19 protein-coding genes are annotated in these 15,376 nt (G+C 47.3%); 3 read left to right on the forward strand and 16 right to left on the reverse strand.

What is annotated here, in order from left to right:
• Positions 1 to 177: 177 nt before the first annotated feature.
• Entirely contained in the window at positions 178 to 1,242 is a 1,065-nt protein-coding gene (locus HCN83_RS15450) for a DUF3900 domain-containing protein (protein ID WP_168008898.1), read from the forward strand.
• Between the two features lie 635 nt (positions 1,243 to 1,877).
• Here HCN83_RS15450 and HCN83_RS15455 read toward each other — a convergent pair.
• From HCN83_RS15455 to HCN83_RS15530, 16 genes are all read right to left on the reverse strand, one after another.
• The gene (locus tag HCN83_RS15455; RefSeq protein WP_168008900.1) at positions 1,878 to 2,435 is read right to left on the reverse strand and encodes a DUF5698 domain-containing protein; all 558 of its coding nucleotides are present in this window, start codon (positions 2,433 to 2,435) and stop codon (positions 1,878 to 1,880) included.
• A 238-nt stretch (positions 2,436 to 2,673) separates the two neighbouring features.
• Entirely contained in the window at positions 2,674 to 3,645 is a 972-nt protein-coding gene (locus tag HCN83_RS15460) for a rhodanese-related sulfurtransferase (protein ID WP_168008902.1), read from the reverse strand.
• Between the two features lie 90 nt (positions 3,646 to 3,735).
• A complete protein-coding gene (gene queE, locus HCN83_RS15465) occupies positions 3,736 to 4,476 on the reverse strand; it encodes a 7-carboxy-7-deazaguanine synthase QueE (RefSeq protein WP_168008904.1) in 741 nt (246 codons plus the stop codon).
• Positions 4,469 to 4,942 carry a 6-carboxytetrahydropterin synthase QueD gene (queD, locus tag HCN83_RS15470; RefSeq protein WP_168008906.1) on the reverse strand — a complete coding sequence of 158 codons (474 nt, stop codon included), beginning with the start codon at positions 4,940 to 4,942 and terminating at the stop codon, positions 4,469 to 4,471. The genes queE and queD overlap by 8 nt, the downstream gene beginning before the upstream one ends.
• 4 nt (positions 4,943 to 4,946) lie before the next feature.
• A complete protein-coding gene (gene queC, locus HCN83_RS15475; protein WP_168008908.1) occupies positions 4,947 to 5,603 on the reverse strand; it encodes a 7-cyano-7-deazaguanine synthase QueC in 657 nt (218 codons plus the stop codon).
• A 222-nt stretch (positions 5,604 to 5,825) separates the two neighbouring features.
• Positions 5,826 to 6,314, reverse strand: a complete 489-nt coding sequence (locus HCN83_RS15480) for a metallophosphoesterase family protein (protein ID WP_168008911.1) — start codon at positions 6,312 to 6,314, stop codon at positions 5,826 to 5,828.
• Between the two features lie 13 nt (positions 6,315 to 6,327).
• Positions 6,328 to 6,864 carry a hypothetical protein gene (locus HCN83_RS15485; RefSeq protein ID WP_168008913.1) on the reverse strand — a complete coding sequence of 179 codons (537 nt, stop codon included), beginning with the start codon at positions 6,862 to 6,864 and terminating at the stop codon, positions 6,328 to 6,330.
• 147 nt (positions 6,865 to 7,011) lie between these two features.
• On the reverse strand, positions 7,012 to 7,239 hold the full coding sequence (locus HCN83_RS15490) for a sulfurtransferase TusA family protein (RefSeq protein WP_168008915.1): 228 nt from the start codon (positions 7,237 to 7,239) through the stop codon (positions 7,012 to 7,014).
• A gap of 23 nt (positions 7,240 to 7,262) precedes the next feature.
• Entirely contained in the window at positions 7,263 to 8,390 is a 1,128-nt protein-coding gene (locus HCN83_RS15495; RefSeq protein WP_168008917.1) for an MBL fold metallo-hydrolase, read from the reverse strand.
• A gap of 24 nt (positions 8,391 to 8,414) precedes the next feature.
• Positions 8,415 to 8,975, reverse strand: coding sequence for a sulfurtransferase TusA family protein (locus tag HCN83_RS15500; protein WP_168008919.1), 561 nt, complete (start codon positions 8,973 to 8,975; stop codon positions 8,415 to 8,417).
• Positions 8,976 to 8,987: 12 nt separating this feature from the next.
• Positions 8,988 to 9,290: a rhodanese-like domain-containing protein gene (locus HCN83_RS15505; RefSeq protein ID WP_168008921.1), complete on the reverse strand. Its 303-nt coding sequence runs from the start codon at positions 9,288 to 9,290 to the stop codon at positions 8,988 to 8,990.
• A gap of 21 nt (positions 9,291 to 9,311) precedes the next feature.
• Positions 9,312 to 9,791, reverse strand: coding sequence for a DsrE/DsrF/DrsH-like family protein (locus HCN83_RS15510; RefSeq protein WP_168008923.1), 480 nt, complete (start codon positions 9,789 to 9,791; stop codon positions 9,312 to 9,314).
• 169 nt (positions 9,792 to 9,960) lie between these two features.
• Positions 9,961 to 10,221 carry a metal-sensitive transcriptional regulator gene (locus HCN83_RS15515; RefSeq protein WP_168008925.1) on the reverse strand — a complete coding sequence of 87 codons (261 nt, stop codon included), beginning with the start codon at positions 10,219 to 10,221 and terminating at the stop codon, positions 9,961 to 9,963.
• 17 nt (positions 10,222 to 10,238) lie between these two features.
• A complete protein-coding gene (locus tag HCN83_RS15520; protein ID WP_168008927.1) occupies positions 10,239 to 10,625 on the reverse strand; it encodes a DUF302 domain-containing protein in 387 nt (128 codons plus the stop codon).
• 60 nt (positions 10,626 to 10,685) lie between these two features.
• The gene (locus tag HCN83_RS15525) at positions 10,686 to 12,329 is read right to left on the reverse strand and encodes a SulP family inorganic anion transporter (protein WP_168008929.1); all 1,644 of its coding nucleotides are present in this window, start codon (positions 12,327 to 12,329) and stop codon (positions 10,686 to 10,688) included.
• Positions 12,330 to 12,589: 260 nt separating this feature from the next.
• Positions 12,590 to 13,567: a zinc-binding dehydrogenase gene (locus HCN83_RS15530; RefSeq protein ID WP_168008931.1), complete on the reverse strand. Its 978-nt coding sequence runs from the start codon at positions 13,565 to 13,567 to the stop codon at positions 12,590 to 12,592.
• Positions 13,568 to 13,749: 182 nt separating this feature from the next.
• On the opposite strand from HCN83_RS15530, the gene rarD reads away from it, so the two are divergent.
• Positions 13,750 to 14,646 (forward strand): EamA family transporter RarD, encoded by an 897-nt coding sequence (rarD, locus tag HCN83_RS15535; RefSeq protein WP_168008933.1) that lies wholly within the window; start codon positions 13,750 to 13,752, stop codon positions 14,644 to 14,646.
• A gap of 34 nt (positions 14,647 to 14,680) precedes the next feature.
• The gene (locus tag HCN83_RS15540; protein ID WP_168008935.1) at positions 14,681 to 15,022 is read left to right on the forward strand and encodes a DUF4870 domain-containing protein; all 342 of its coding nucleotides are present in this window, start codon (positions 14,681 to 14,683) and stop codon (positions 15,020 to 15,022) included.
• The last annotated feature ends 354 nt before the right edge of the window (positions 15,023 to 15,376 follow it).

Consider the following 15,376-nt stretch of genomic DNA (forward strand, 5'->3'; position numbering starts at 1 on the left):
TACTCAATACAAAATTATCTTTCAATGACACCTCAACCCCTGTTCCTATGGGATTCGTGTTGTCATAATATGGGAACAATTATGTCCCGACATTTTTCTTCAATGTAAAATTATATATCTATATAATTATGCTACACTTAGCGTAATACTATTGACGCCAGTGATGGAGGGTTAAAAATGGATATGAACGTCCAATATTTATCATTTTTTACGGTTCAGTCAGGTGAAGGAAGCACACGGCAGGCGCGGCACGAACAGACGGTTTCTGGCTCCGAATATGCCGGCAGTGCGCTTGAATCATTTCTGCACGAAGAATTCCGAAAAATGCTGAAACGAAAGGCCGACCGGCATCCTACAAGTCATAAGTCAGCTACTAAAGTTGGCCAGTTCATTGTAGAAGAAGGCTATGAGCTCGGTTCCAATCCAAATTACGCCATGCTGGAAAATTTACGTCAGGCAGCGACTGCTGAAGCACTTGAACAAGCAGCTGTTCGTCTGGCAGATGCTTATGCAGGCACGAATTCAGCCAGAGGCGGCGTATTGATGCTCGTGCAGCTAACCGTTACAGAGTGGTCCTCACAGCCGTTTGTTCTCGCTGCCAAATGTGATTTTGAGGATCATATCGTCACAGTAGGTTCCTCTGAAGGAGAATTGCTGAGACAAGTGAATCGAGCCATCTCTACAAAAGGAATGAAAGCCGTTCAGTTTCCGCATATGCCGCAGGAAGGAATGATTGAACCGTGGGAAGTGAAAATTCATCAAGCTTCTCACGCCAGCTACTTCGAAGACTTTCTGCCGTATGTCGGGTATCCGGAAACGAAACGGGAAGCAGCTGCAGTGGAAGTCGTTGAAAGTGCAAGAGAAGCGGTCTTAAGCGGATTTGAAGAGGATAGTGAAGAGAGAATTGCTGAGGAGGAAGTGCTGGAAGCATGGGCCAACACGGAAGAACGTACGCTTCAAAACCGTTGGGATGAGGAGCAGGTGAAAGAAGTCAGCAGGCCTATTCTCGATCGAAATCCAGAGGTTAAGCTGAAGCTGAAACTCGATCATATGAAAATCGAAGGCCTGCTCGAAGATTTCGGTGACCGGCTTCATATCGCCAGAAAAGATGACCGCTACGTGATTGTACTTGAAGGAGAAGCTTTCTCATTTGATAAAGAAGCATCTCCAGTAGAATTTTTACAGCCGGATGACATGTCTGCTGTATTTGAACGTATCTTGTCGAAAACCACAAACAGCTGAATGATCGCAAACGAGCCGCCACAGAATGCTTCTCTGGCGGCTCGCCAGGCTGTTGACAAAGTCAATCAGCTTATATGAGTTTTCGGTTGATTGTATTTCCCCTCTGTTTACCGAGCCTGCCGTGGGCTTGCCTTCAGCTATTTCTCAGGGTAAACCCCTGAGAAAGGATCTTCAGGCTGCGCGGCTTCCACGGGCACGCCGGACACGAAGGGAAAATGGATTTGTTTGATAGAGAAAAAACGTCCCGATCGCTGACGCTGCGGCTTTTTTTGTGGATACGTTGACGTACATCCCTATTCGACATCGAAGCGTTGCCTAACGAAAGGTTCCATCCATATGGAACAAGCTCGTATGAAGCCTCACCAGGCGTTTCAACCGGACTGCCAGCTGCCAAATCGGAGGACCTCGACTCCAGGAGGATCAGAACGAGGCGAAGATCCAGCGCTTCTGACGAAAGGAAGAAGCGGTTAGCTGAGGCCGTTCCCTCCGGAAAGCGAGTGTCCGCAGCTGCAGGCAGATGCAAGGTTATTCACCTGAAATGACTTTATCAACACTCTGACGAGCCGCCAGAGAATGCTTCTCTGGCGGCTCGCTGATTGCAGGTAAACACTTTTCACTAGTTCTCCTGCTCTAGGTTATGCTGACTTTTTAGCTGCGCGCTTTTTATTGAACAATTCCCGGCGTCGGCGCATGCCTTTCGTAATATACCCGCCTTTAAAGCTTCGAGGTTCATAGGAAGCGACAAAGGCCCGCTCTTCAAACGTTTCAATAATGCGGTAAAATTCCTTTTCTCTGTCTCTGCGCGCCGTACAGAAAAGCATGTATCGCTCTGTTTCAATCCCTTGAACCGAAGAGGTGGATACACTGAATCCTACTTCTCTGAGCCGGGCAACGAGCTCATCATTTGGCTGAGGGATGTTTGCTTCAATGGTCACATAGCCGATCGCAAGCTTTTCTTCTACCATAGCGCCTATATACAGCCCGGCGCCGAAGCCGAGTGCATAGGCCGCCATATTGTAGTAATTGGATAGATCACTTAGTACAATACCGATAGCAACAACATATATAACACCTTCAAGCACGCCGAGACCGGCTGCCTTACCTTTTTGAGACTTGACCATCATGATCGTGCGCAGCGTTAAAATCGGAACAAATAAAAGCTGGGCACAAAAAATAATAAGTGCTTCTAACACTGGAGATCGCTCCCCTTTCTCTCTCTTATAATCTAATTCTGCTTTAGTTTAGCAGGGAATTATAAAAAGGAAAGAAAATTCATTCGACAATTTACGACAAGCATGTTGAAGCAGTATCAGCTGTCAGGCTGAACCAAGTATAAACGAGTTCCGAACTTACAGAATCAAGTCTCCATAAGCAGGCAGCGGTCAGCAGAAAAGGCTCTCCTATGCAGGAGAGCCTTCCTGTTCCAGCAGCTTACCTGGACACTTTTAACTGTTCATCTATTTTTTGAAGCTGTTGTTCTACATGCTCCTCTGTTAAACCATGCTTAATGACATAGCGATTGCGTGGAGAAGTCCTGCATTTGTGTGTACAGCCGCCAAGATAAAATGCTTCAGATTCTTCTGTCGCGAGAATCTGCTTGTTGCATGCGGGATCGCAGCAGTTGATATACCGTTCGCAAGGTTCTCCAGTGAAGTAGTCGCGGCCGACAATCACGTGCTCTTCCTGATTAATCGGCACGCTGATACGCTCATCAAATACGTAGCATTGACCGTTCCAGCCGCGTCCGCGGGCCTCTTCGTCTTTTCCGTACGTCACGATTCCGCCTTCCAGATGATTTACGTTCTCAAAGCCTTTTTCCTTCAGCCAGCCGGAAAATTTCTCGCAGCGGATGCCGCCTGTGCAGTACGTAAGAATTTCTTTCCCCTCAAGCAGCTCCCGGTTCTCATCCACCCACTCCGGCAGCTCACGGAAATAATCGATGTCAGGACGGATTGCCCCTTTGAAGTGCCCGAGATCATACTCATATTTGTTGCGGGCGTCGAGAACAATCGTGTTTGGATCCTCCAGCTTTTCCAGCCATTCCATTGGCTTCAGATACTGTCCTGTTGTGACTCTCGGATCTACGTCTTCCTCGTGCAGTCGAAGCGTCACCAGCTCCGGGCGCGGACGTACGTGCATCTTTTTGAATGCGTGTCCGTCTGCTTCGTCTATTTTGAAGATAATGTCTGCAAAGCGTTTATCTGCTTTCATATCATTCATATACCGGTCTGTCTGCTCAATCGTTCCGGAAATGGTCCCATTGATACCTTCTTTTGCGATTAAAATCCGCCCTTTCAGACCAATACTTTTACAGTATTCCAAATGCTGCTGTGCAGCTTCTTCGGGATTTTTAATGTCTGTATACAAATAATAGAGTAAAACGCGATATGCTGCTTTTTCCATCGGTTTTAAACCCCTTTCTCCTGCTATGTTCGTATCCTCGGATATTATACCAAATTTGTTCAAAAAAGAAAGGGACAACTGCGCGGTGATTTATACACCTCGCTGGTTGCCCCATACGAGCGTGTGCAGCTGCGGCAGCACGCGCGCTTTATTCATCGCTTTGTCTGCCATCGTCCAGTCTACAAGCCTTTCATAGCGGCTTAATAGATGGGAGGCAAGATTTGCTGTATTCGCATCTTCCCCTGTCTCATCATTGCCAGTCTGCAAATAAAAGGCTACGTCGGGATATCTCCTATGAATGCTTCTGGCGTAGTCAAAGTCAGCTTCATCATAAACGACCACCTTCAGACTGGCGGAGGAAAGCCTGTTTCCAGCTCGCAGACGTGCCACGATATCATCCAGAACAGCAAAATTTGTATTCATGAGCGAACTCGGCGGCTTTGGTGAGATGGTTAAATCATCTACAGTCAAAAACCAATCCTGCCAGCGGCTCCCCTGTGTTTCAAGAGCTGCTTCCACCCCGCGGCTGTGAAGCTTTTCAATAAGCAGACCGACATTCTTTAACAGGGCAGGGTTGCCTCCGGAAATAGTGACATGCGAAAAATTATCAGGAGCAATTTCCTCAAGCTCTGCTAAGATCTCTTCCGGCGTCAGCATCCGGATATCATCCTTTGCGCTCCCATCCCACGTAAAAGCAGAATCACACCAGCTGCAGGAATAGTCACAGCCGGCGGTACGGACGAACATCGTTTTCCGGCCGATGACCATTCCTTCTCCCTGAAACGTCGGCCCAAAAATCTCGAGTACAGGAAGAGCTGCCTGTTTAGTCATCCAGCATCCACTCCCGTTTCATTTCAGCATAGCTTGTCGGCGTTTCAAATAGACGTACAAATTCTGTGCGGCACTTCTGCTCGCTGCGCTGTTTGTTTAGTGCTTCATCCATGCGCTCAAAAATCCATACAACCATGTTTTCAGCCGTCGTATTCATCGGCGGAAGCATTTCATTTAAATAACGATGATCAAGGTATGGTTCAATCTGTTCTTTCCATATTTCTTTAATATCGCCAAAATCCATCATGATGCCGACTTCATCAACATATCCGCTGATCCCAAACACGACACGATACGTATGACCGTGAAGGTTTTTACATTTTCCTTCATATGCGTGAAGGTGGTGAGCAGCATCAAATGTAAATTCTTTCGACACCATAGCTCGCTTCCGATGGTATTTCAGTTCGCTTTTTTGAATGTCCTCTCCAAGCTGCTCCAGCTTATCGACTATGCGGAATCCGAACATATCATCATGCTTCCTTTCGTTGTAAATACTTCTCAAGGCCGTTTCTGCGCAGCTCGCAGGCCGGGCATTCCCCGCAGCCATCACCGATAACCCCGTTATAACAGGTCAGCGTTTTTTCCCGGACGTACTGAAATACATCGAGCTCATCTGCAAGCGCCCATGTTGCTTCCTTATCAAGCCACATGAGAGGTGTATGAAGGACGAATTCATAATCCATCGCCAGATTGAGAGTAACGTTCAAGGATTTGATGAAGACATCCCTGCAGTCCGGATAGCCGCTGAAATCTGTCTCACAGACGCCAGTCACAATATGACGTGCTCCGTTCTGCTTCCCTTTAATCGCTGCAAACGTGAGAAAAAGCTGGTTGCGGCCGTCAACAAATGTGCTCGGAAGCTCTCCGTCTTTCTGCTCGATCTCTATATCATCTCTCGTCAATGCATTCGGTGCCAGTTGATTTAATAAACTCATATCGAGAACCGTATGCGGAATACCCCGCTCAAGGCAAATGGCTTCCGCCGTTTCAATTTCAAGCCGGTGCCGTTGTCCATAGTCAAATGTAACAGCTTCAACAGAAGCAAAACGCTGTTCTGCCCAAGCAAGGCAGGTGGTGCTGTCCTGACCTCCGCTGAATACGACTACTGCTTTTTCTTCTGAAAGCATCTTATCCCGTCCTTTTTTTGACGCATACCTGCTCTGAAGCCTTTTAAACATAAAAAAAGCTTCGTTTCCCGGAGTCTCCTCCAAAAAAACGAAGCCATCCCCACGCTTACAGCGTGAGGAGACCTAGTTTTTTATAGAGGGTTTAGCTAGAACCTCTCCTGCCGGGCAGGTGTACGTATAATAAGCCTTGAAAAGAATAGCACAGGGCGGCACGACTGTCAATTACAAGAAAACGTGCTGTACTTCCAATTCAGGCTTGAGAAGAAGCCGAATCGCAGATCGATGCGGCACCCTGCGCCGGTATACTGCAGATCCCGGGTTCAAAAGCAGTGTTTTACTATGATAGCGCAGGTAGGGAATGTGAGAGTGGCCGAAGCAGACAATATCCGGCATGTCTTCCGAAAACCACTTTTTGGCCCTCTCCTCCGTTGACTTCCCCGTTCCTTCATGCCCATGCACTACTCCGAAGCGCCATCCGCCTGCTTCAAACCGCTGTGATTTCCCAAGCTGTGACTGAAGCTCCGGCGGGTCAGCGTTTCCCGCCGCACTAAAAAGCGGTATGCCAAGTCCGGCAATGGACTGGTACAGCGTTACGCTGTCCCAGTCCCCGGTATGTACGAGCAAATCAGCCTGTTCAATACTCTGTCGCAATAAAGAAGGCAGCTGTAGATAAGAGTCTGTATGTGTATCTCCGAAAATAACGATTTCCATTGCCATCGGCTCCTTACCTGTGGACAAGATCTTTTAGACATGAAACCTTCAGTACTTCGCCATGGTGCAGCATTTTAAAAGCGCTGCAGGCTTTCGCCTCTCCGGAAGCCTCAGCTAACAATGCCAGCTGAACAGGTGAACCGATTAACGCCAGCAGCTGTTCATCTGGCAGCGCTTTTAAAGTTGTTTCCACGCTGAAGCATATGTCCTTCTTAACATTATCTGCTGATGATCCTTCCAGATCGTACACCACATCTCCGGTTAAAAAACGTTCAACGTTTGTTTGCCAATGATCATGATCGTTAAAAGACGGGAAAAATGGCTCGTGCCTCAAAAGCGGACGCCATCTGACGCCGGATGCAGCAGCAAGCGTATACGTTGTTTCGATTGCTGAGCGGTAGCTGCTGCTTAAAAACGTTGAAACACCCTCCATGTGATGCTCGTAACGGCCGGCAAGGTCTCTGGAACCTGGAGCCAGTTCAACATCGTTGTGCATGCCTGCCTCTGAAACGACAGATGGCAGATGAGACATTAGAATTATTTCAGCCATAAGTTCGACTCCTTCATCTGTATACTAAGTACTAGTATCCCCAGTTTATCAGGAATCGAAACATGTTTCTATACCTTTTGATTCAGGAATTTAGAACAACATATGTAAGCCGACCGGATTATGCCGGTCGGCTTCTTACCGTACTGGTTATCCTTTTTGGATCCAGAATGTCAAAACGCCTTCGTTCTCAGCTGTTTCAAGCAGCGTGTGACCACCTGATTTAGACCAGGCTGCGATATCTGCTTTTGCACCCTGATCGGTTGCGACGACTTCGAGCACCTGGCCTGATTCAAGATCTGTCATGGCCTTTTTCGTTTTTACAATCGGCATTGGACATGCCATTCCTTTTGCGTCGAGTACTTTATCTGCGTTCATTCTTCATCATCCTCCTAAGTGTATTATGCTTTAACTGCACAGCGGTTTGGTCCGATTTCCATTTCCCGCTTCTTTTCGTCATCCGGATTCAGCCGGCCCATATTCGTCTGCCTGATTTCCTGATGAGAATTAGGCTGCGGCGGCAGATTTTCCGTAACGAGAGATCGGAAAGCCTCTTCATTCTCAATGTTGAGCCCGTGATTTTCCTTGAATAACACGCCGAGTTTCTCCTGAACGCTTCCGTCATCCTGCACCTCATCCATAATCATAAAGTGCGCAGGCAGAACAATCAGGTCTTCAGCAAGACTGCGGTAGCGTGTGTAGAGCGTTTCACGAAGATCGCCTACCCAATCTTCTGCTTTGCCTGCAAGATCGGGCCGTCCGATTGAATCAATAAAGAGGATATCTCCCGACAGAAGGAAGCGGTTATCAATGACGAACGACGTGGAACCAATCGTATGTCCTGGTGAATAGAGAGCATTGATGCCGATCGTCGTTTCACCAATTGCCACACTCGTGCCATCTGTCAGCTTTTCATAGTCAAAGACGACTTCTTCCGCGTCTGCCGGCGGAAGCCAGTAGCTTGCTCCTGTTTTCTCAGCAATCTCGCGTCCGCCGGAGATATGATCAGCGTGCAGGTGCGTGTCAAACACATGTTTAATTGTTACGTTCTTCTCCTCAGCGAAGGAAGTAAATGTCTCCGTCATTCGTGTAGCATCAATAATCGCTGCTTCTCCGTTTGAAATAGCCATATAGGAAAGACAGCCTTTACCGAGCCGTACAAACTGATAAAGTTCGCCTCCTGGAAGGTCACCAATTTTAACGGGCTCCAGGTGCTCACTCCACGCTTTCATACCACCTTCCAGATAGGCCACATCCAGCCCTTCATCGGCCAGCATTTCTGCTACCATCTGAGAGGAACCGACTTTTGCACAGACAACGAGAATTTCCTTGTCCTTTGGCAGCTCCGGTACGAGCTCTTCCACACCGTCAAGCAGGTCAAAATACGGAACGTTTTTATACGTAAATGAGTCCGATTCTATCTTCCAGTCTGCAAAAGCATCTTCATTTCTGACATCAAGAACAAAAACATCTTTTTTCTCAATAACCCGTTTTGCTACATCAGCTGCGTTCCAGGCTGTTACTGCCATCATTCATTCCTCCAAATAATCAAATTAGTTTTCTTCTACTGGACCGTCCCACTTGCTCATACCAGGAACGACGTTTTTAACATGCTGAAATTGATTCGCTTCCAGTTTTTGAGCAGCAAGATCACTTCGGTTGCCAGTGCGGCATACGACGTAAGTCTCTTTTGATTTATCAAGCTCTGCCATTCGGTCTTCCAGTTCGCCAAGCGGAACTGATACGGCGCCAGGTATATGACGAAAAGCGAATTCTGCTGATTCCCTTACGTCGACAATCTGAGCGCCTGCCTCCAGCTTTTGCTGCAATTCTTCATTGCTGATCGTGTGCGGGAACGTAATTTCCTCTTTTTCTTCACCTGAGGACTTACGAACGTAATGAATCAGGACATCCCCGTCGCGCTTCGTACCAATGTATTGATGGCCGCCTTTTTCGGACCATGCTTTTAAATCGGCAAGTGATCCCTCATCTGTTGCCTGAATTTCCAGTACTCGCCCTGGTTCCATCGTTCCGATCGCTTTTTTTGTTTTCACAATCGGCATTGGACATGCGAGACCTTTTGCATCCAGTGTCTGATCTGCTTTTATTGTCATTGTGAGACCTCCTTAATTGTGTGCGGGCTGAATCATACTGCCCTTATAGTTAATCATGCCGCCGGTCATGTTAGCTGTCTGGAATCCATGCGCTTCTGCATACAGTGCTGCACGTTCGCTTCTAGCACCGGAACGGCAGACGAACAGCAATGGCTTATCTCCTGAGAGACTGGAAAGCTTTTCAGGAAGTTCCCCGAGCGGGATGTGCATTGCTTCCAGGATCATTCCATTTGCGGTTTCAGCTGCTTCTCTGACATCAACCAGCTGATAGTCATCCAGATAGTTCGTTACTTGCTGTGCTCGTATTTCCTTCATGATTCCCCTCCTGCGTGTTAGTTAAATAAACAGATTAACATTTCCGTCTTCTGCATCTGCAAGATAGGCTGCTACGCCGCCGTATTCTACTCCGTCAAGCAGCTCTTCTTTTTGCAGACCCAGCAAATCCATTGTCATCGTGCAGGCGACAAGCTTTACTTCCTGTTCTTTAGCCATATCGATTAAATCCGACAATGGCATAGCCTGATGTTTTTTCATCACTTTCTTAATCATTTTTTGTCCCATGCCGCCGAAGTTCATGTTCGAGAGCCCCATTTTTTCAGCGCCGCGCGGCATCATTTTTTCAAACATTTTTTCCATTTTCCCTTTGTCAACGTCGACATTTTCTTCCTTACGAAAAGCGTTCAGCCCCCAGAATGTAGCGAATATGGTGACGTCATGATCATAAGCTGCAGCTCCGTTCGCAATGATGAATGCGGCCATTGCTTTATCATAATCACCGCTGAATAAAATAATGTTTGTAGACTTTTTCTCTGACATGAAACATCCTCCTCTGAAATACTAATACCTGTATGGGTATATAACCCTCTAAATTTTTTTAGCCGTTTACCGGCTGCCTGACTCTTAATATACCCTACTAGGTATATTAAGTCAACCCTTTTTGTTTACTTTTTTCAGCCCGCAGGCAGAGCGGGCTGATCTGTCAAGATTACCTCGTTTTAACGAGCATGTTTACTGCTTCCTGAATCATTTCTTCAGAGTCTTCCCCGTTTTCAATCTGTTGACGGACGCACTGCTCAAGGTTAGAGCTGACAACGACACCAATCGCCCGGTCCATTGCATTTCTGGCTGCAGACATCTGCCCGACAAGCTCACGGCAGTCTTTGCCTTCCTCCATCATCCGGAGAACAGCCTTCACTTGACCTTCCACCCGTTTCATCCGGTTTTTCATTTGTGGAGTGTATTCCATGTTAATCCCTTCTTTCTTTATTTTACAGCGGCTTCCATCGCTTCACTCATGCGCTTTTCTACATCCTTTGCTGTTTCCAGCACCTGAGGCTCTCCGACAAGTTCCATTAATGCAGTTGGCTTAGGCATACCGACTTTTGTCTCTCCCTGATCATCATAAACAACAACTTTACACGGGAGAAAATAACCTGCAAGCATCGTTTCTGTAAGCACATTTTTAGCAATTTTCGGGTTACACACTTCCATAATACGAAATTCATGATCGAGGCCGACTTCTTTTTCATCCAGTTTAGCCTTTACATCAAAATCCCAAAGAACACCAAATTGAACGTCCTGAAAGGAAGCTGTTAACTTTTCAACCGTTTCATCTACTGAATAAGGGGATGTATATGTTGTATGAAACATGCTTTTTTCCTCCTTCATAATACGTCTGTGGGTATATCGTACACGATGGTCTGATTTCGGTCAATAAATATGAGCTGTCTGATAGCTGTCCTGCATGGTGAGATACAAGCGGTTCTCCTGCCAGCCGGCTTTGCGAAGAATGTCGCGCACCGGTCCTTTCATATCGACAATCTTAAGCTCCATTTCTCTGTCACGCAGCATACGCTCCCACGATTCAAGCTCATGAACCGCCACTGCATCGATTGAGTTTACTCCTGAAAAATCGAGAATAACCTGCTTCGTCTGCGGTCTGGCTTTCAGCCCCTCTTCTATCTTGCTTTCTACAAAAGCAGCATTTGCAAAGTAGAGAGGTGCGTCAATCCGCAGCATGAAAATACCCTCCGCTTCTTCGGCATGCGGATAACGCTTCACGTTTCGGTACGCGCCGCTTTCCTCCAGCCAGCCAAGCTCTGCAGTGTGGGGATAAGCACTGCTCCAAATAAACACTGCAAGGGAGGCACCGATGCCGATAAAAATCCCCTGTTCCACGCCAATCAGCAACGTTGCTGCAAACGTGATCAGCCACACAGCTCCGTCTGCTCTCCGCAGCTTCATAAGCGCAATGGCTTCTCTCCAGTCGATCAGTTTATACACAGCGACGATTATGACGGAAGCGAGGATTGCATTCGGCAGGTAATAAAAAGCACCAGTGAAAAACTGCAGCGTCAACAGCAGTAAAACAGCTGTAATAACAGAGGCAAGCGGTGTTTTGGCGCCAGCATCGTAATTCACCGCCGAACGGGAAAACCCTCCTGTTACCGGAAATCCTCCAAAGAAAGACCCTCCGATATTAGCCGCACCCAGTCCGGACAGCTCACGGTCTGCAGACACGTACTGCTTCTCTTTTGCAGCTATGACTTTTGCCATAGCAAAAGACTCCATAAATCCAATAAACGATATCGTCAGCGCGGTTGGCAACAGTGCCAGTGCCGCCTCACCCGTTACGGATGGAAGTGAAAGTGCAGGAAGTCCTCCGGGCACCTCTCCAATGATGGATACCCCTCCTCCATCCAAATTAAACCAAATAACGGTCCCGATTCCGAGGAGTACGGCAGCAAGCGGACCGGGCATCATCGGAATAAAACGTTTTGCTGCAAGAATCATTGCAATCCCCGCTGCGGATAATCCTACCGCTGCCCAATTCCACGACGAAAACTGCATAACAGCCTCTGTCGCGGCTCCAGCCGGCTGACTGCTCTCAAGCGGAATGCCGACAACATGTTTCAGTTGACTGAATGCAATGACAATCGCTGCAGCAGACGTAAATCCGCTGATAACAGCATGAGAGAAAAACTTCGTGATAAACCCCAGCCGGAATACTCCCATCAATAATTGAATGACTCCGACCATGAGCATTAACAGCACCGCGAGCGTTACGTATTCTCCGCTTCCAGGCTCGGCAAGTGGTGAGACGCCCGCAAAGACGAGCAGAGAAACGACGGCTACCGGGCCGACCGCAAGCTGCCTTGAGCTTCCAATCATGGCATAAATCAAAATCGGAATAGCAGCAGCATAAAGTCCGGTAACCGGAGGCATGCCGGCGAGCATCGCGTACGCCATTCCCTGCGGAATCAGCATCACTGCCACGATAAGGCCGGCGCTTATATCTCCCTGAAGATGTTCTTTTTGATAAGGTCTCATCCAGTCCAGCCAGGATGATTTCATAAGCAGGTCCCTTCTTTCCTAAATACCCTATTGGGTATATAACTGATAGCTTTATTTTACATACCCCTGCGTGTATTGTCAACAACAGACAAACTACATAGTTTTACACAGAAATTTGTCGAAATATTTTGTATAATACTCATAAGCAGCAGAGAGACGCTGAACGGCAGCAGTCATATGTTCCCTATTTCCGGCTTTCTGCTCGCTATAAAAACCCGTCCGGGCTTACCCGGACGGGTTTTTTCAAGTTAAATCAATGATTACCACTCTGCAATAAGCTTGCCTCGTACGTGGCGGTCTTTTATTCGCTGAAGCGCTTTTGGAACATCTACCATTGGCACCTTCTCAATAGCAGGTATTTTCAACCGGCCATTACTGAGCATTGAAAGCATGCTGCTTCCAATTGAACCGATTCTCTTTTCATCGCGGATGCTTCCGGACTGATACACACTTCCAAGCGCCACTTGATGAAACGATTTTGGGTGTTGAAAATCGACAGCATCATCCATGTGCGGTGCTCCTGCAATAAACGCTACTTGCCCGTTGTAGGAAAGTGCTACAATGGAAGCGTCCGCGTTATCTGTCCCCACTGTATCAAGTACGTGATCGACACCCAGCCCTCCTGTTTCCTGGAGAATCCGCTCGGTAAATGATTCTTCGGAATAATCGACGGCTGCGTCTGCACCTAACTCCTTCACATAATCATGGTTGACGCTTCGCGCCGTTGTATAAACAGTCAGTCCTGCATCTTTTGCCAGCTGAATCGCAAACGAACCGACACCACCTGCACCAGCGTGGATTAAGATCGATTCTCCTTCCCGCACTCGAAGCTTATCAAACAACGCCTGATAGGCAGTATAACCCGCTACAGGTAAAGCAGCTGCGTCCGAGTAGGTAACATTATAGGGCAGCTTCGCAGCAGTATGTGCTTTTAAAATCGTAAATTCTGCAAATGCTCCTCGTTCAGCCATGTTATTGAGTCCGACAACAGGATCACCAGCCGCAAATCCTTCTGTACCCGGACCTGTTTCCTCCACTTCTCCAGCCGTGTCCAGGCCTAGTACGTGTGGAAATTCCCATCCCGGATAACCGTTCTCACCCATCTTATAGTCAACTGGATTCAATCCTGCGGCTTTCACACGGACGAGCAGTTCTCCTTCCTGAGGTACCGGCCGCTCCAGCTCTTCCACTTTCATGCCTTCCCATTTTCCTGTTTCTTCTAGTACTAATGCTTTCATGCATGATCCCTCCTGTGCTGAGCTGATACTGTTTTAGTATACGTAGGCCTATCTGCGTTCTGCAACTAATAAGCATATGCCGATTGAGTTTTGACGCCCGAACGCGTACATTAGTAAAGTAGTAAACTTTCGTCAGCCTCAAGAAGGCTGATTTATTTCACTGTCGAGAGAAGGATGCCGTTATGTCAAACGAACATCGCTCAGGCGTGTCCGCAGGCATCGCTGCTTACTCCCTGTGGGGACTGCTTCCTGTATACTGGAAATGGCTCGAGGTCGTACCTGCTGTGGAAGTGCTTGCCCATCGAATCGTCTGGTCGCTATTATTTATGATCATGCTGTTTATCGTGTTAAAAAAAACTAACTTGTTAAAAGAAGATATCCGCTACATTATTTCGCATCCAAAAATTGCAGTAGGGATTTTAACAAGTGCCTTTTTCATCAGTGTCAACTGGGTGCTATTTATATGGGCTGTTGCCGCTGACAGAATAATCGAGGTCAGCCTTGGCTACTACATAAACCCGCTGATCAACGTTTTGCTCGGCGTTCTGTTTTTTAAAGAAACATTGTCTGCACGGCAGCGGACTGCTGTCGGGCTCGCTTTTACAGGCGTACTCATCGTTACGATCGGAGCCGGCCAGATTCCATACGTGGCGCTAGCACTTGCCATGAGCTTCGGTATGTACGGGCTCATAAAGAAACAAACTCAGATAGGTGCGATGACCGGACTTATTATTGAGACGCTTTTTCTCATACCGGCTGCCCTGCTCTATTTAATTTACATCCACGAATCGATCGCTGCTGCTTTTTATTTTTCTGATACCGACGTCTTTTTACTGCTTGCGGGCACAGGTGTTGCAACAGCCGTGCCGCTGCTTCTCTTTGGTACAGCTGCCAGAAAAATCCCACTGTCCCTGTTAGGGTTTCTGCAGTATATTGCCCCAACCTCCATGCTCTTACTTGGCGTATTTTATTATGGGGAACCTTTCACGTATGCAGACGCTGCTGCATTTATTCTGATTTGGACGGCACTGCTCCTCTATTCGATCCGCCCTCGCAAAAAACGTGTACAATCTCTCTGAACAGGGGATAGTAGCAGAAAGGAGGTATGCCATTATGGAGCAAGTGAAATCTGAAGACAAACTTCTTGCAGGACTCATTTATATTACAAGCTTCTTTTTCCCAATTATTGCACCGATCGTGATCTGGATTATCCGGAAAAACGATTCGGCATTCGTCGACTATCATGGACGTGAATATTTTAATCTGTTCATTTCCTATACGATCTACTCGATTATCGCCGGGGTTCTCACCTTCATTTTGATCGGATGGCTGATATTACCGGTTCTCGGCTTGGCACTGATAGTCCTTACTATAGTAGGTGCCGTAAAAGCAATATCTGGCGAGCCATACCGCTTTCCGCTCATTTTACGACTTATTCCTTCGGTCAACATCTGACCCGCTGCTATTCGCTCAGGTTACTCTCATAAACCGGCTTCCGCATCAGGAAGCCGGTTTATTTGCAGCGACGTTATTCATGTAAAGCACGGAGGCGATTCAACACATGCATGTAACGACTAAACTGTCCGTAAATCCGTCTCTTAAAAGGGGGTAAGGCTTCAACCATCTAATACGCAACATATTTTAGCAGCAATCTGCCGGCTCTCTGCATTTGCTAACAAAACAAGGGGCTGTCCCATAAGTCGATATTATCGACGGGACAGCCCCTTTTTTATGTGTAGAAAAAATTTATAGAAGGAAACAGAAAAAAATCGCCGAACCTGTGTGTAAGCGACAAAACCAACACCACCA

The organism is Alkalicoccus luteus, assembly GCF_012034335.1.
GTDB lineage: Bacteria > Bacillota > Bacilli > Bacillales > Salisediminibacteriaceae > Alkalicoccus > Alkalicoccus luteus_A.

Excerpts from the sequence above, each read along its gene's own strand:
- HCN83_RS15520 (WP_168008927.1), bottom strand. The coding sequence starts at position 10,625 with ATGTTTCATACAACATATACATCCCCTTATTCAGTAGATGAAACGGTT.
- queE (WP_168008904.1), bottom strand. The coding sequence starts at position 4,476 with ATGACTAAACAGGCAGCTCTTCCTGTACTCGAGATTTTTGGGCCGACG.
- HCN83_RS15485 (WP_168008913.1), bottom strand. The coding sequence starts at position 6,864 with ATGGCTGAAATAATTCTAATGTCTCATCTGCCATCTGTCGTTTCAGAG.
- rarD (WP_168008933.1), top strand. The coding sequence starts at position 13,750 with ATGTCAAACGAACATCGCTCAGGCGTGTCCGCAGGCATCGCTGCTTAC.
- HCN83_RS15515 (WP_168008925.1), bottom strand. The coding sequence starts at position 10,221 with ATGGAATACACTCCACAAATGAAAAACCGGATGAAACGGGTGGAAGGT.
- HCN83_RS15460 (WP_168008902.1), bottom strand. The coding sequence starts at position 3,645 with ATGGAAAAAGCAGCATATCGCGTTTTACTCTATTATTTGTATACAGAC.
- HCN83_RS15500 (WP_168008919.1), bottom strand. The coding sequence starts at position 8,975 with ATGACAATAAAAGCAGATCAGACACTGGATGCAAAAGGTCTCGCATGT.
- HCN83_RS15525 (WP_168008929.1), bottom strand. The coding sequence starts at position 12,329 with ATGAAATCATCCTGGCTGGACTGGATGAGACCTTATCAAAAAGAACAT.
- queC (WP_168008908.1), bottom strand. The coding sequence starts at position 5,603 with ATGCTTTCAGAAGAAAAAGCAGTAGTCGTATTCAGCGGAGGTCAGGAC.
- HCN83_RS15510 (WP_168008923.1), bottom strand. The coding sequence starts at position 9,791 with ATGTCAGAGAAAAAGTCTACAAACATTATTTTATTCAGCGGTGATTAT.
- HCN83_RS15450 (WP_168008898.1), top strand. The coding sequence starts at position 178 with ATGGATATGAACGTCCAATATTTATCATTTTTTACGGTTCAGTCAGGT.
- HCN83_RS15530 (WP_168008931.1), bottom strand. The coding sequence starts at position 13,567 with ATGAAAGCATTAGTACTAGAAGAAACAGGAAAATGGGAAGGCATGAAA.
- HCN83_RS15480 (WP_168008911.1), bottom strand. The coding sequence starts at position 6,314 with ATGGAAATCGTTATTTTCGGAGATACACATACAGACTCTTATCTACAG.
- HCN83_RS15490 (WP_168008915.1), bottom strand. The coding sequence starts at position 7,239 with ATGAACGCAGATAAAGTACTCGACGCAAAAGGAATGGCATGTCCAATG.
- queD (WP_168008906.1), bottom strand. The coding sequence starts at position 4,942 with ATGTTCGGATTCCGCATAGTCGATAAGCTGGAGCAGCTTGGAGAGGAC.
- HCN83_RS15495 (WP_168008917.1), bottom strand. The coding sequence starts at position 8,390 with ATGGCAGTAACAGCCTGGAACGCAGCTGATGTAGCAAAACGGGTTATT.
- HCN83_RS15505 (WP_168008921.1), bottom strand. The coding sequence starts at position 9,290 with ATGAAGGAAATACGAGCACAGCAAGTAACGAACTATCTGGATGACTAT.
- HCN83_RS15540 (WP_168008935.1), top strand. The coding sequence starts at position 14,681 with ATGGAGCAAGTGAAATCTGAAGACAAACTTCTTGCAGGACTCATTTAT.